General features: G+C 62.7%; 14 protein-coding genes. 5 read left to right on the forward strand and 9 right to left on the reverse strand.

Translation table 11 applies throughout. The annotated features are described in order from the left end of the window. Window positions 1–25 precede the first annotated feature (25 nt). The 5 genes from CH290_RS26195 to CH290_RS26215 all read right to left on the reverse strand — a co-directional run bounded on the left by CH290_RS26195 (window position 26) and on the right by CH290_RS26215 (window position 5,068). Window positions 26–310, reverse strand: coding sequence for a hypothetical protein (locus CH290_RS26195; RefSeq protein ID WP_033189831.1), 285 nt, complete (start codon window positions 308–310; stop codon window positions 26–28). Window positions 311–405: 95 nt separating this feature from the next. Beyond that, window positions 406–1,347 (reverse strand): TAXI family TRAP transporter solute-binding subunit, encoded by a 942-nt coding sequence (locus CH290_RS26200; RefSeq protein ID WP_033189830.1) that lies wholly within the window; start codon window positions 1,345–1,347, stop codon window positions 406–408. Continuing rightward, window positions 1,344–2,858 carry a sensor histidine kinase gene (locus tag CH290_RS26205; RefSeq protein ID WP_052083205.1) on the reverse strand — a complete coding sequence of 505 codons (1,515 nt, stop codon included), beginning with the start codon at window positions 2,856–2,858 and terminating at the stop codon, window positions 1,344–1,346. Before CH290_RS26205 ends, CH290_RS26200 begins: the two co-directional genes overlap by 4 nt. Next, on the reverse strand, window positions 2,858–3,529 hold the full coding sequence (locus CH290_RS26210) for a response regulator transcription factor (protein ID WP_033189829.1): 672 nt from the start codon (window positions 3,527–3,529) through the stop codon (window positions 2,858–2,860). The genes CH290_RS26205 and CH290_RS26210 overlap by 1 nt, the downstream gene beginning before the upstream one ends. A 114-nt stretch (window positions 3,530–3,643) precedes the next feature. Continuing rightward, window positions 3,644–5,068, reverse strand: a complete 1,425-nt coding sequence (locus CH290_RS26215) for an MFS transporter (protein WP_080748760.1) — start codon at window positions 5,066–5,068, stop codon at window positions 3,644–3,646. Window positions 5,069–5,273: 205 nt separating this feature from the next. Here CH290_RS26215 and CH290_RS26220 point away from each other — a divergent pair, with 205 nt between their 5' ends. Beyond that, window positions 5,274–5,957 (forward strand): GntR family transcriptional regulator, encoded by a 684-nt coding sequence (locus CH290_RS26220; RefSeq protein ID WP_033189828.1) that lies wholly within the window; start codon window positions 5,274–5,276, stop codon window positions 5,955–5,957. Window positions 5,958–5,961: 4 nt separating this feature from the next. Here the strand turns inward: CH290_RS26220 and CH290_RS26225 are convergent, their stop codons facing one another. The 4 genes from CH290_RS26225 to CH290_RS26240 are packed head-to-tail and all read right to left on the reverse strand — an operon-like array spanning window position 5,962 to window position 9,475. Then, the gene (locus CH290_RS26225) at window positions 5,962–6,732 is read right to left on the reverse strand and encodes an alpha/beta fold hydrolase (protein WP_230621025.1); all 771 of its coding nucleotides are present in this window, start codon (window positions 6,730–6,732) and stop codon (window positions 5,962–5,964) included. A 44-nt stretch (window positions 6,733–6,776) separates the two neighbouring features. After that, window positions 6,777–7,589, reverse strand: coding sequence for an HpcH/HpaI aldolase/citrate lyase family protein (locus tag CH290_RS26230; RefSeq protein ID WP_033189826.1), 813 nt, complete (start codon window positions 7,587–7,589; stop codon window positions 6,777–6,779). After that, window positions 7,586–8,470 carry an HTD2 family dehydratase gene (locus tag CH290_RS26235; RefSeq protein ID WP_033189825.1) on the reverse strand — a complete coding sequence of 295 codons (885 nt, stop codon included), beginning with the start codon at window positions 8,468–8,470 and terminating at the stop codon, window positions 7,586–7,588. Before CH290_RS26235 ends, CH290_RS26230 begins: the two co-directional genes overlap by 4 nt. Before the next feature lie 36 nt (window positions 8,471–8,506). Continuing rightward, window positions 8,507–9,475, reverse strand: a complete 969-nt coding sequence (locus tag CH290_RS26240; RefSeq protein WP_052083203.1) for a LysR family transcriptional regulator — start codon at window positions 9,473–9,475, stop codon at window positions 8,507–8,509. 116 nt (window positions 9,476–9,591) lie between these two features. Between CH290_RS26240 and CH290_RS26245 the strand changes: the two genes are divergently transcribed. The 4 genes from CH290_RS26245 (at window position 9,592) to CH290_RS26260 (ending at window position 13,295) form a co-directional block, all read left to right on the forward strand. Then, window positions 9,592–10,125: a thiamine pyrophosphate-binding protein gene (locus tag CH290_RS26245; protein ID WP_033189824.1), complete on the forward strand. Its 534-nt coding sequence runs from the start codon at window positions 9,592–9,594 to the stop codon at window positions 10,123–10,125. Further along, a complete protein-coding gene (locus CH290_RS26250; protein WP_033189823.1) occupies window positions 10,122–10,718 on the forward strand; it encodes a thiamine pyrophosphate-dependent enzyme in 597 nt (198 codons plus the stop codon). The genes CH290_RS26245 and CH290_RS26250 overlap by 4 nt, the downstream gene beginning before the upstream one ends. 31 nt (window positions 10,719–10,749) lie before the next feature. Continuing rightward, the gene (locus tag CH290_RS26255) at window positions 10,750–12,228 is read left to right on the forward strand and encodes an aldehyde dehydrogenase (protein WP_033189822.1); all 1,479 of its coding nucleotides are present in this window, start codon (window positions 10,750–10,752) and stop codon (window positions 12,226–12,228) included. Window positions 12,229–12,377: 149 nt separating this feature from the next. Further along, window positions 12,378–13,295, forward strand: a complete 918-nt coding sequence (locus tag CH290_RS26260) for an alpha/beta fold hydrolase (protein WP_212555963.1) — start codon at window positions 12,378–12,380, stop codon at window positions 13,293–13,295. Window positions 13,296–13,304: the final 9 nt, after the last annotated feature.

The following is a 13,304-nucleotide window of genomic DNA, read 5'->3' on the forward strand; positions in this document are numbered from 1 at the left end:
CGCTCAATATATTTAATTGTCAACCTCATGTTCTACAGGTGAGCACCTCTTCCACGGTGCGGGTCATCGTGATCTGGATCTGCGACAACGACTGGTGTGGTTGCATTAGGCGTGCTGGCCCTACGTGATCCACAGCACTGTCGGACAGAATCAACGATTGGCGTACCGAGGTCTCCAGAAGACCGCCGATGACGGCAAGCACAAGCGAGCCCGCCGGAATTCCCCACGTACGCAACAGGTAGCCCACTGCGCCGAAGACGATCGCCACCCACATGTTCCAGGTGTTGTTGTCGTGTTTGGTGACGACCATTACGTTGGCCGACGGTTAGAAACCTGGGTCACATCAACTGATTGAACAGTACCGAACCATCGATCCTTGCGATTGGCCTTGGTAATCAGCGATCCCTATCCATGCTGCCGCTGGAACGCTGCTCGCGCTCCCGGATGCAACGGGACTCCGTAGGTCTGAATCAGGGACTGACCGTCCAGGAACTGTGCTCCGGCAGTACCTTCCGGAATCAGGGCCGAGGCCTGACCGATCAGGGTGTCGACGATCGCCGACGCCACTTCGTCCGCGAGCGCCGACGTCGTCACCAGCAGACTCGGAATGCCGATCGTCGGCGTCTCGGGGTTGTCTGCGCCGTACAGGCCAGGAGCGAGTGACACAGGTTCGTACGTCGGGCCGTACCGCTCGCGTAGAGGGCGCACTGCGCGTCCGAGATCGATCAATCGAATTCCCGCCGGCGGTCCGTAACCGGGCCGCGGGATGGCGGCCGGCGTCGGAACGCCACCGGCCCACATCGCGGCCGCCACCGTTCCGTCGGCCAACGAATCGAGAACGGTCGTGAGAGATACGGGTGTCAGGATCACGTCCTCCGGCGCCAGACCGATCGCAGCGAGTAACCGTAGACCTGTGGCTTCGGTCCCGGAGCCCTTCGCTCCCAGACTCACCGGCTTACCGCGCAGGTCGTCGAACGACCGCAGTCCGCTGTCCGCTGCAACCGCGAGTTGCACGTAGTTGGCGTACACCCGCCCGATCGCCCGCAGCGACGACATTCTGGTCGCGGCGTCTGCTGCTGCATCCGCCAGGCTCAGGCCGAGATCGGTCCCACCGTCGGCCAGCATCTCCAAATTTCTGACCGAGCCGTTGGTGTTCTGCACCTGGATCGTGACCGCAGCGCCGTTACGCGCGGTGGAGGCGGCGAGAAGATCGGCGAACGCAGCCTGGAACCCACCCGGTTCGCCCGACGCGAGCTGGACGACTTTCGGTTCGGCGGTGCATGACAGGAGCGGCACCGACAGGCCCGCGCAGGTCGCGGCGAGCAGGAATTCTCGTCGATTCATCATGGCGCACCGCCTGATTCCGGATCCTGGGCGGGCGCGCCGATGTACTCGGCACCGTGGATCGCGGATGTTCTCGTGGCTCGTGGAGACCGAGGGAGGACAACTGTCACTCGAAGGCCGCCGAGGAGGCTCCGGTCGAACTCCAGCTCCCCGTTGGCCCGTCGAACCAATGCGGCGACGATCGACAAGCCGAGTCCTGCACCGTTTCCGGTTGTCACGAACGGGTCCGTGAGCGAACCGAGCGCAGCGGTGTCGACACCGACACCTGTGTCCTCGACGGTCACGAGGACTCGATCCCGGTCGCGATCACCCGATTCGAGTACCGGCGGCGCCGCCTCGATTCCTGCCACTATTCTTACGCCTTCACCAGCGTGTTTCGTTGCGTTGTCGAACAATACGTCCAGAATCTGAGTCAGATCCGACTCCCGGATACGTACCCTGGTCTCGTGATCGAGATCGGAACCGACCTCGATCAGCGCACCGCGCTCACGCACCACCGACGACCAGAAATCGACTCGATCGAGCAACACTGCGTGCGCGCCACAGTCCTCGGCCACTCCCCCGCCGTGCAAGACCGGCGTTTGCGCGGATGCATAGCTGAGAAGCTCGTCCAGGATGACATGCAGACGTTCGGCTTCTGCCGCGACGATCTGCACGTCGTCGCGGAGCCGCTCCGGCGCATCGACAGCAAGCATGTCGATCCGGAACTGCAACGCAGTGAGTGGGTTTCGTAGCTGGTGCGCCGTCTCGGCGATCAACCGCTCCTGCGAATCGACCGCACCGACGACGGAATCCATCAGACTGCCGAACGTTCTTGCCAGACTACGGATCTCCGGCGGACCACCGGCGGCGTCGACAGGGTGAGTTCGGTCGCTCCGAGGCGACGGGACGTCGCCGCGCCTGAACGGAAGTCGAGTCTCGAAGTCTTCCATCGACGACGCCAGTGACGACAGTGGCGAGAGCACCCACCTCCCGACGGCCAGCGACAACCCCACGAACATCGCCATCGCCAGTGCGAATCCCCCGGCAATGACAAGCCATCCGCGCAGAATGTCGCCTCTGGCGTCGAGCGTCGACGCTTCGATGACGACGGCACCGTTGACCTGGGCACCAGTGCCGATCGGCCGAACGAACAACACCGGGTCCGAACCGAGAGGCGTCAGTCGATCGACGTCGGTGCTCCGCTCGTTGCGCAGTCCGCGCGCGATCGCGTCCTGCACTCGTCCGTCCACATTCATTCCCGCGGAGTAGTCGTCGATCCCTCGCGTGGAGACCACCAGCACGGGATCGCCGTACACGGCCTCGTAACTGTCTGCTTCCAGTTGCAGTGCGGTCAGTTCTCCGGTGGTGACGTAGTCCTCGGCGATCACGGAGAATCGTTGTACATCGCTGTCACGTATCGCGACGAACGCACGCGTTCGCGATTCGGAGACGGTCAGCGCGAGGGGCACCGCGAAAGCGGTCAGTGCGATCGTCCCGAGGACGACGAGAACCAGAACCAGACGAGTGCGCATCAGTGTGCACTCGGATCGTTCCACCGGTAGCCGAACCCGCGGATGGTCGAGATGGTGCCGGGCCTGTTCAACTTGGCCCGCACGCCCGCTACATGGACGTCCAAGGACCGACTCACCGTCGCGAACGCGTCCCCCCACACCTTGTCGAGGATCTCTTCCCGGCTGACCGCTGCCCCCGGAGACTCGACGAGTAACGCTACGATTGCGAATTCCTTGGCAGTCAGAGCGATCGGTTCACCCCCTACCTCGACGAGCCGAGTGGTGAGGTCGACGACGATGTCGCCGCTGGTCACGGTGTCGGCTGCCGTATCCCGGTCCCTCGCGCTCCGACGATGAATCACGTCGATGCGCGCGACCAACTCCGCCAGCCGGGCGGGCTTCACGAGGTAGTCGTCCGCCCCGAGACGCAGTCCGCGTACGACGCTGCGCTCGTCGCCGCGAGCAGTGAGGACGATGACGGGCATGGACGTGACCGTTCGAAGCTGACGCAGCACCTCCATCCCGTCCTGATCGGGCAGTCCGAGATCGAGGATCACGAAGTCCGCGTTCTTGTGGTCCAGCAACAGGTCGCTACCGCGACCGAAAATTGCCACTCGGTGGCCGAATCTGCGAAGTCCTGCGGCGACGGCCGCGGCCACCGACTCGTCGTCCTCCACCAATGCGATGTTCACTCGCGCTCCTGCATTCCATTACCGGCGAGGCCGATACGTCGCGAATGCCGACTGCCGCCGACCGTGACAACGGTCGGCGGCAGGGTCCCGATCAGGGAACTGTCGGCACCTTGTTCAGCTCCTCGGTGACGATACGCTGCCCGCCGCCGACCGACCGTCGGATTCGACGCCGCTCTGCTGCGTGGAGGTCTGCACGTCACCGACGGCTTCACTGGATGCGATGCCATCGGGGTCGAGGGTCGAACTACCCCGTGTCTCCTTCATGATCAGAGCCGCCACGAGAGTCAACGCCGCGCACGCGGACACGTAGTAGAAGTAGGCACTTTCGAACCCAGCCTGCTTCAGTCCGAGCGCAATCGGTTCCGCGGTGCCGCCGAACACGGCCGCAGTCAAGGCATGCGGCAGTCCGACGCCGAGTGCACGGACCTTGGTCGGGAACATTTCGGCCTTCACGATTGCACTCAGTGCGCTGTAGAAGGTCACGATCGTCAGGCCGCACATCATCAGCAAGAAGGCGGTGACCGGATTGGTGGTGGCGCCGAGCGCCGTGAGAATCGGAACGGTGAGGAATGTTCCGCCGACACCGAACGCGATCATGACCTTACGTCGACCGATCCTGTCGGACAACGCGCCGACCAAGGGCTGCATGCACATGTAGCAGAACAGAGCAATGAAGTTGATCCACGCAACCGTCTTGGCGTCTATTCCGGATGTGTTGATCATGTACTTCTGCAGGTACGTCGTGAAGGTGTAGAACGCGATGGTACCGCCGATGGTCAGGCCGAACACGAGTGTCAGTTGCTTGGGGTACTTGAACAGGGTCCGCAGCGAGCCTTCGGGTTTGGTTCCCGATGCCGCCGCCCGTGCCTTCTCCTCGATGTACTGATCGGACTCCTCCATACCGCGGCGAATGAACATGACCACGATCGCGGCGACTGCACCGATGACGAACGGGATTCGCCAGCCCCAGGCCATCATCTGCTCACGCGTCAGCACCTGCAGCAGGACGATCTGAATGAAGAGTGCCGTGAGCTGACCCAGGATGATCGAGACGTACTGGAAACTCGAGAAGAAACCACGGCGCGCAGGTGTAGCGACCTCGGAGAGATACGCCGAACTGGAACCGAACTCGCCGCCGACCGACAGTCCTTGGACGAGTCGCGCGACGACGAGAATGACGGGTGCGGCGAGCCCGATCGTCGCGTAGCTGGGTGCAACTGCGATGAGCAGGGATCCGGCAGCCATCATGCACACAGACAACGTCAACGCATTCTTGCGTCCGTACCTGTCGGCATACCGTCCCAGGATGTACCCGCCCAGCGGCCGCATCAGGAAACCGACGGCAAAGACGACGGCCGTGCTCAGGAGCTGCGCAGTCGGATCCTCGCTGGGGAAGAACGCAGGAGCGAAGAACACGCTGAATGCTGCGTAGACGAACCAGTCGTACCACTCGACGAGGTTGCCGACGCAGCCACGGATGACGTTGCCGACGACTTTGTTGCGAGAGTGGGCCGGTTGTTCGGATGGCTGTGTGGCCATGATGCGGCGACCTTTCTTGTGACCTGAAGAAGTTCCTGGAGCCACTGTGGCTGCCATCACAAGCACAGGGGAAGGGAAAGTGCCGAAACCTTACGTCGCCTTAAGATTGGCATTTCGCCTGCGAGACAACAGCACACCGCATCCGACCCGGCGACTGAGCGTACTCTCGGCGACTCTCGCCACCAGCTGAGTACACTCTATATTCATGAGTTCGAGCTACTCGGAGGAACGTCGGCCCCGCCATCGCTTACGCCTCAGCGACGAGGCGGCAGCGCACGTGCGGGAACGAATACTCGCGGGAGATCTCCGCGCCGGCGAATTCATCCGGTCGGAGACGGTCGCCGACGAATTGGACATCAGCGCCACCCCGGCTCGCGAAGGCCTTCTCGTACTTCAGTCCGAAGGTTTTCTTCGGGTGATGCCGCGCAAGGGCTTCGTGGTGGCGCCGCTCGACCCGAAGGACATCGAGGACGTGTTCACCGCCCAGTCACTACTGGCTGGGGAACTTGCTGCGCGCGCGACGACCAACACGGACCCGTCGGTGGTGTCCTCCCTCGAAAGGATTCAGGATTCGTTGGAGGAGGCTGCACAGCTGAAGAACTACGACGAGGTGGAGCGGCTCAATCATGCGTTCCACCGCACGGTCTACGCGTTGGCCGACAGCCCGAAGCTACAGTGGCTCGTCGGATCCACTCTCGGGTACGCGCCTCGCAAGTTCTTCGCTGCAATTCCCGGATGGCCGGAGGCCTCTGCCCGTGACCACCGCCGCATCGTCGAATTGCTTGCTGCGGGCGACTCCGACGGAGCCCGCGAGGCGATGGCAGAACACATCCTCGACGCGGGGCGACTGCTCACTTCTCACGTGCAGAACATGCACACGACGAAATAGGAACTCAGCGGCCGAACAGCGAGCCGGCGGCAACGCCGGTGAACCGGGCGATCGCGTCGAACGTCTCCGCTGCTCTTTCCTCGAAGAACGCGTGCCTGACGCCGGGGAAAGTACGGACCTCGGCGTTCGGGAGGCGTGAAGCGAGCAGTTCGCTGTTGATCACGGGTGCCAACAGATCGTCGGTGCCGTGCAGGATCAGCGCCGGAGATGCGATGGTGGACAACACGTCCCATGCGTCGTGGGTCGCACTGGCACGTAGGTGTTCTGCTCGCGCGTCGCCGGTCATGTTCACATCACCGAGAGTGAAGTACGGCGGTGGGACATCTGCCAGGAACCGGTCCGTGTACATCAGGGACGCCAGGACGTCCCGGGTACTCGACGAGTCCGCGACGAGGGACATACGCACTTCCTCCGACCGCTCCACCGCGTTGGCGCCGCCCGGTGTGGTGCATCCCAACACCAGTCGGTCGACACGGCTGGGCGCGTCGGCTGCGAGCCACTGCGCGACACGTCCACCCATGGACGTGCCGAAGACATGGCATCGCGCGATTCCGAGCGCGTCCAAACACCGAACAGCGTCCTGGGCAAGCTTTCTCGTGGACAACGGTGCTGCCCCGAGTGGGGTCTGCCCGGTCCCCCGGTAATCGAAGGTCACGACAGTGAAGAAGTCGGAATAGCACGACTGCACTCGGTCCCACCAGTGATGATCGTTGGCCTGGCCCGCGAGCAACAGCAGTGGTGGACCCGACCCGGTCACTTGAAGCTCTACGCGCACAGCGTCTTCCACCCGCACGCGCTCTCGATACTCTCCTCGCACAGCTACCTCGTCGTCGTGGCCACAATGCGCGCCGCGCGCGCCAGCACCGGTGGATCGACCATATGACCGTCCACACTGGCAACCCCACCGCCGGAGGGCAGCGACGCCAGTATCTTCTCGGCCCAGGCCACTTCGACGCGAGTCGGAGTCAACGCAGTCTTCGCGGTCTCGACTTGCGATGGATGGATACAGAGTTTTCCACTGAAACCCAACGATTTTCCGTACACGACATCCGACGCGAGGACTGTCGTGTCGCTCAGATCGGTGGTCACGCCATCGATCGGTGAGTCGATCCCGGCGGCAGCGGCCGCGAGAACCAGCGCCGATCGAGCTGCGAGGAGCGCCTCTCGAGCATCGGGGTCGACGCCTAGTTCGGCCGCTAGATCGATGTGCCCGAGGGCCGTGCGCACCACTCCCGGTGCCGATGAGATCGATTGGGCTGCAAGCACTCCGCGCGCGGTCTCGATGAGAGCGATGACCGGGATCTGCTCGCCGAGCTCGGCCAGTACCGCTGGATCGTCCGCCTTGGGGACCATCACCGCGGCGCCCGCGTTCACTGCTGCCGCGACGTCCGCCTCCCAGTGCGGAGAGGTCCGCGAATTGACCCTCACGACCGCGTTCGTGCCTCCACGAAGCCATTCGACGACGTTGTCGCGCGCACTGTCCTTGTCACCGACGGCTACTGCGTCTTCCAGGTCGAGAACGATCAGGTCGGCGCCCGAGGCGATGGCCTTGTCGAAGCGTTCGGGTCTCGTCCCCGGCACGAAAAGGAACGTCCGCGCTACCGCGGTTCGTTGCGAGAGTGTCATCGTCATCGTCGTACTGCCTTCGCCGATGCCGCCGCGGCGACAGAACCCGCGACCGCCAACGTGGCAGACCGGCCGTCCTCGGCGGCCGTCCCCTCGACGACGAAGAGATCGTCGACGAACACCGGGTGAAGAAGCCGGAAGGAGAATGTCGCGACTTCCGAATCTCCCCATGCCTGTCCCACTACATCGGCCATCAGCGTCGCGAGCAGTGGACCGTGCACCACGAGTCCCGGGTACCCCTCGACACCGGTTGCGTACGGAGCGTCGTAGTGAATGCGGTGTGCATTCGCAGTCAGCGCGCTGTATCGAAACAGCGTCGCCGACGGTACGGAACGCGTCGTTGCCCATGTCGCTTCGGGCGAGGGCTCCACTTGGTCGGACGATGATTCGAAGGTTCGAGTGGGCCCACCACTGTCACTGCGGTAGACGATCTGCTGCTGCTCGGTGCGGCAGAGCCGGCCTCCTTGCTCGAAGTCGTGACGAACGACGACGAAGACCATCTCGCCGGTCTTGCCGTGTTTCGGAGTCACCGATTCGACGGACGACCGGCGCACGATCGGCTCCCCGATACGCAGGTTGTCGTGCGAAGTGATGGTGGAGCCTGCGAACATACGGCGTCGGTCCGGGATCGGCGGGTAGAAGTGCCCTTCCGCCGGATGGCCGTCCAGTCCGAGTTCGGAGGTGGGAGGCCAGTCCTGGAAAGCTGTCCAGTGAGCGAGAATTGGAACGACGCCGTCACCGAAACGCGCCTCGTCCAAGTCGAGTGTGCGAGCGAGTTGCGTCACCCGTTCGAGGTGCACGACGTCCACAGTCTCGACGGGGTCCGGTGCCCATCCGTCGACGTACTTCGCGAGCCCGACCGCGTCGGCCGTGTCGTTGCGCGTCATCCCAGTCTCCTTCTAAAATCTTTTGTAGAAAATATTCTACATGGATGTCACCGACACCACTGTCTCCGTGTCCTCGAACGCCTTGCGCAGTCGACTACCCATCGGGGACCAGACCCCACTCGCCACAACGTCGTCGATGACGTTGCCGAGCAGAGCCGAGACGGCATCGACAGCCGCCGACCTGCGTCCACCGGGACGAGCGATCACCAGGGTCCGCGTGAGGGTCGGTTCGGTGACCACCATGACGACCGCCTCCGAGCTCTGTGAGTCGTTCACCGCACTGGAGGGCAGCAGGGACCACCCGTGGCCCTCCGCAACCAAGGACCGCTGCAGACCTACCTCGTTCGTCTCGAAGGGAACCGCCAAGTCGACACCGAGCTTCGCAGCGGCTGATTCGATCAGCGTTCGTAGACCGTGCGGTGAACTCGGAAGAATCAACGGAAGACCCAGAACGTCGGCCAGAGGCATCGTCTGCCCATCCTCGACGGCTCCCGGAGGCGCGATCGCTCGCATCTCCTCGACGGAGACCTCGGTGCAACGAAACCCATCCGGAAGTGGCTGATCGAAGAGAAGCGCCACATCCACATCACCCCCTTCCAACCATTTGGCGAGGTACCCGGCGTAACCGGATGTCAGTCGAAGCCGGATCCCCGGATGCGCCGCAGCTACCTCCGCCGCAATACGAGGCCCGACGATGTGAGCGGAACTCGGAAGCAAACCGATCGTCACCAATCCGCGGAGGTCGTCACCACTGGCACCGGCCTCTTCCCGCGCTCGATCCAGCTCGTGGAGCGCACGTCGAGCACGGTGGAGCACCTGCTCACCCACGGCCGTCAATCGCATTCCTGCCCGCGTTCGCTCGAAGAGCGACACGCCGAGTTCTGTTTCCAAAGAGGCGATCTGGCGCGTCACGGCCGGTTGCACGACATGCAGAACCCGGGCCGCGCGCGTGACACTACCTGTGTCCGCTACGGCGATCAGCGCGCGTAACTGCCTTATCTCCATTCGGCATTTCCTCCATTCGTTCCCGTGATCGATGCATTCCTAGAAAGCATTACCACCCGCTAAGTATGTCAGTCCATGATGGGTAAACAACGACCGAATCGGAAACGGAGAACCACATGAGCACGACTGATACGGGGCCCGCATGGCAGAAGGAGGTGTTCGACGTACTTCGCGCAGGTGATGTCAAGCAGATCGCCTACGTGCCCGACGCAGGACACTCCTACGCAATCCGCGCCGCCATCGACGATCCGACGATCGAGGACGTCGTGCTCACCACCGAGGAGGAAGGCGTGGGTGTCGTCAGCGGAGCGTGGCTGGGCGGGCAGCGTGCTGTGCTGCTGATGCAGAGCAGTGGCGTCGGAAACTGCGTCAACATGTTCTCCCTTCTCGAGATGTGCCGCTTTCCTTTTCTCACGCTGGTGACGATGCGAGGCGAGTACGCAGAATTCAATCCCTGGCAGATTCCCATGGGCTCCGCAACCCAGGAAGCGCTGGAACTCATGGGCATCACGGTCTTTCGGGCCGATCAGCCCGACGAGGTCGGAGAAGTCGTGTCTGCAGCGTTCGACACCGCATTCCTTGCCGGAGAACGAGTCGCCGTCCTCCTCGGACAAACCCTGATCGGACGAAAGAAATGGGAACGCAAATGAGCGAGACAGGCACGCTGTACACGATCGACCGACGCACATTCGTGGGCGCCCTTCTGGCCGATACCCCTGACGCGCTCGTCGTCACCGGGCTCGGTTCGCCGTCGTACGACGTGTTCGCGCAGGGTGAGCGTGACCGCAACTTCTATCTATGGGGCGCGATGGGTGCGGCAGTACCGGTCGGGTTGGGGCTCGCGCTTGCACAGCCGGAAGAATCCGTCATCGTCATCACGGGAGACGGCGAGCAGCTGATGGGGGTAGGCACCCTGGGATCGGTAGCGGTCAAAGCACCACCGAACCTGACCATCGTCGTGCTGGACAACGGACACTTCGGTGAGACCGGGATGCAGCGCAGTCATTCCAGCCTCGGAACCAGTCTGTCCGCGGTGGCAAGTGGATTCGGAATCCCGCGTGCGGAGACGATCGATTCGCTCGACGGCGCCAAGACCATCGCCGAGGCAGTGGTCGCACGCACCCAGACCAGCTTCTTCCAGGTGTACATCGACACGGGCGAACCTCCACGGGCGTTGCCTCCTCGTGACGGAGTCGCGGTCAAGAACAAAGTTCGAGCTGCACTCGGTTTCTCGACCTTCTGATTTCCACATCCCTTCGACGACAGGTTTTCTCATGGAGAAGTACCTTCTGCACATCGACGGCGAACGTCGCTCATCCTCGACCGGTGAATTCTTCGAATCGGACAATCCGTTCGAAGGGCGGCCGTGGGCACAGATCGCGCGTGGAAATGCCGATGACGTCGATCGAGCCGTCACCGCAGCACACCGCACCATGACGAGCGGTTCGTGGGCCGAGATGACGCGGAGTCAGCGCGGTCTGGTCTTGACGAGAATCGCCGACCACCTGGCCGAGAATGCAGAATCTCTGGCGCGCACAGAAGTACGTGACAACGGCAAGCTCTACAGCGAGATGCTCGGTCAGTGCCAGTACGTACCCCACTGGTTTCGCTACTACGGAGGGTTGGCCGACAAGATCGAAGGGACCGTCGTCCCGATCGACAAAGCGGGATACTTCACCTACACCCAGAAGAATCCGATCGGTGTGGTCGGGATCATCACACCCTGGAATTCCCCGCTGCTGTTGCTCGTCTGGAAGCTCGCGCCCGCTCTGGCCGCAGGGTGTTCGGTGGTGATCAAGCCGTCCGAGTACACGTCGGCGTCCACACTCGAATTCGTTCGGCTGCTGGAGGAAGCGGGTTTGCCGATCGGAGTCGTGAACGTCGTAACCGGGTTCGGAGCCGAGGTCGGGAGCCCGCTGGTCGACCATCCTCTCGTGCGCAAGATCAGCTTCACCGGTTCGGACGCCACTGGTAGGCGCATCGGTGAACAGGCGTCACGCCAGTTCAAGCAGGTGTCCCTCGAACTGGGCGGCAAGTCGCCGAACATCGTGTTCGACGACGCCGACATCGAGGCGGCCGTCAACGGCGCAGTATCCGGCATCTTCGCAGCTACTGGTCAGACCTGTATCGCAGGATCGAGACTCCTTGTGCAGCGGTCCATTCACGACGACGTCGTCGACAAGGTCGTCGCCTTGGCGCGGAGCGCTCGGATGGGTGATCCGATGGACGCGCAGACGCAGGTAGGACCCGTCACCACCCGCGACCAGTACGACAAGGTGCTGCACTACATCGATGTCGGCCGTGAAGACGGCGCTACGCTCGCTCTCGGCGGCAAAGCGGCCACCGGTGATGCCTGCGGAAACGGGTGGTTCGTCGAACCCACCATCTACACGGGCGTCGACAACTCTTCACGGCTGGCGCAGGAAGAGGTTTTCGGACCCGTCCTCGCAGTGATTCCGTTCGATACCGAAGACGAAGCCATCTCGATCGCGAACGACTCACGGTACGGCCTGGGCGCAGGAGTGTGGACGCAGAACATGGGTCGCGCATTCCGTGTCTCGGCGGCAGTGCACACGGGCACGGTGTGGGTCAACACGTACCGCGCCGTCAGTTACATGATGCCCTTCGGGGGCGTAAAGGACTCCGGCCTCGGCCGTGAGAATGGAATCGGGGCAGTCGAGGACTACCTCGAGACCAAAAGTGTATGGATCAACACCGGCGCACCAGTCGGAAATCCATTCGTGATGCGTTGACAATCACACGATCCAGATGCCGCCCGGCAGCCACAAGCTGTCCGGGCGGCACCTGTTTCCGGTCCGCGTCCGCACATCCGGTTGCGAGGCGTCTCGGTGCCAGACGGAATCGGACCTTCCGTGCGCCACACGATGAGCTGTTCAATAGTGTGGACCAACGCTTTCCGGCTGATGGAGCACAGCGCTTCGCTCCCGCCGGCGAGCCGGAGAAGATCGCGGATTGGAGTCACCCGACAGTGGAGCCGAACAAGTTGTCCCGATTCGATGTGTCGACGACCGTCGACGGCGTGCGGGTCGATATCGCCGGTATGTATCGCAGTGGGATCGGTGAGCCGATCGTGTTCCTGCACGGCTTCGGTTCGACGAAAGAAGACTATTCGGACGTCGTTCAACGAACGGAATTGTCCGACAGGCCTGTCGTCGCCTACGACGCGCCGGGTTTCGGCGCGTCGCGTTGCGGACAGCCCCAGCGCCTTTCGATTCCGCTTCTCGTCTCGACCGCGCTCGCCGTACTGGATTCTCGGCCCATCGATACCTTTCATGTCATCGGACACTCGATGGGCGGTCTGACCGGCTTGATGCTTGCGTCCGACCATCCGAATCGGGTGCTGTCGTTCATCGACATCGAAGGCAATGTCGCCCCCGAAGATTGCTTTCTGAGTCGGCAGATCATCGATGGCGATCCGGATCCCGAGGTGTTTCTGGACGAATTCACTCGGAAAGCGTGGGACTCACGTTTCTACTCCAGCGCCCTGTACTCGGCCGGTCTGGCGCACAAAGTTCAATCCAATTCGGTCCGCGGCATCTTCGAGTCGATGGTCGATCTGTCGGACAACGGTAACCTCATGTCTCGATTCGTCGGTCTACCGATCCCGAAGATGTTCATGTACGGGGAACAGAACAGTTCACTCTCCTACCTGAGCCATCTCTCGAACAGCGGGGTCGAGTTAGCCGAGATTCCTTCGAGCGGACACTTCCCCATGTACTCCAACCCGCCCGAGATGTGGCGACGTGTGTCGGAGTTCCTCGTGTCGAACTCCAGTTCTCCTGTCCCAGAGCAACTCTGACGATGTCAG

The organism is Rhodococcus sp. 06-156-4, from assembly GCF_002259345.1.
In the GTDB taxonomy this organism is placed as follows: domain Bacteria; phylum Actinomycetota; class Actinomycetes; order Mycobacteriales; family Mycobacteriaceae; genus Rhodococcoides; species Rhodococcoides fascians_E.

Coding starts and splice junctions, on each gene's coding strand:
- CH290_RS26195 (WP_033189831.1), bottom strand. CDS start 310: ATGGTCGTCACCAAACACGACAACAACACCTGGAACATGTGGGTGGCG.
- CH290_RS26200 (WP_033189830.1), bottom strand. CDS start 1,347: ATGATGAATCGACGAGAATTCCTGCTCGCCGCGACCTGCGCGGGCCTG.
- CH290_RS26205 (WP_052083205.1), bottom strand. CDS start 2,858: ATGCGCACTCGTCTGGTTCTGGTTCTCGTCGTCCTCGGGACGATCGCA.
- CH290_RS26215 (WP_080748760.1), bottom strand. CDS start 5,068: ATGGCCACACAGCCATCCGAACAACCGGCCCACTCTCGCAACAAAGTC.
- CH290_RS26220 (WP_033189828.1), top strand. CDS start 5,274: ATGAGTTCGAGCTACTCGGAGGAACGTCGGCCCCGCCATCGCTTACGC.
- CH290_RS26230 (WP_033189826.1), bottom strand. CDS start 7,589: ATGACGATGACACTCTCGCAACGAACCGCGGTAGCGCGGACGTTCCTT.
- CH290_RS26235 (WP_033189825.1), bottom strand. CDS start 8,470: ATGACGCGCAACGACACGGCCGACGCGGTCGGGCTCGCGAAGTACGTC.
- CH290_RS26240 (WP_052083203.1), bottom strand. CDS start 9,475: ATGGAGATAAGGCAGTTACGCGCGCTGATCGCCGTAGCGGACACAGGT.
- CH290_RS26245 (WP_033189824.1), top strand. CDS start 9,592: ATGAGCACGACTGATACGGGGCCCGCATGGCAGAAGGAGGTGTTCGAC.
- CH290_RS26250 (WP_033189823.1), top strand. CDS start 10,122: ATGAGCGAGACAGGCACGCTGTACACGATCGACCGACGCACATTCGTG.
- CH290_RS26255 (WP_033189822.1), top strand. CDS start 10,750: ATGGAGAAGTACCTTCTGCACATCGACGGCGAACGTCGCTCATCCTCG.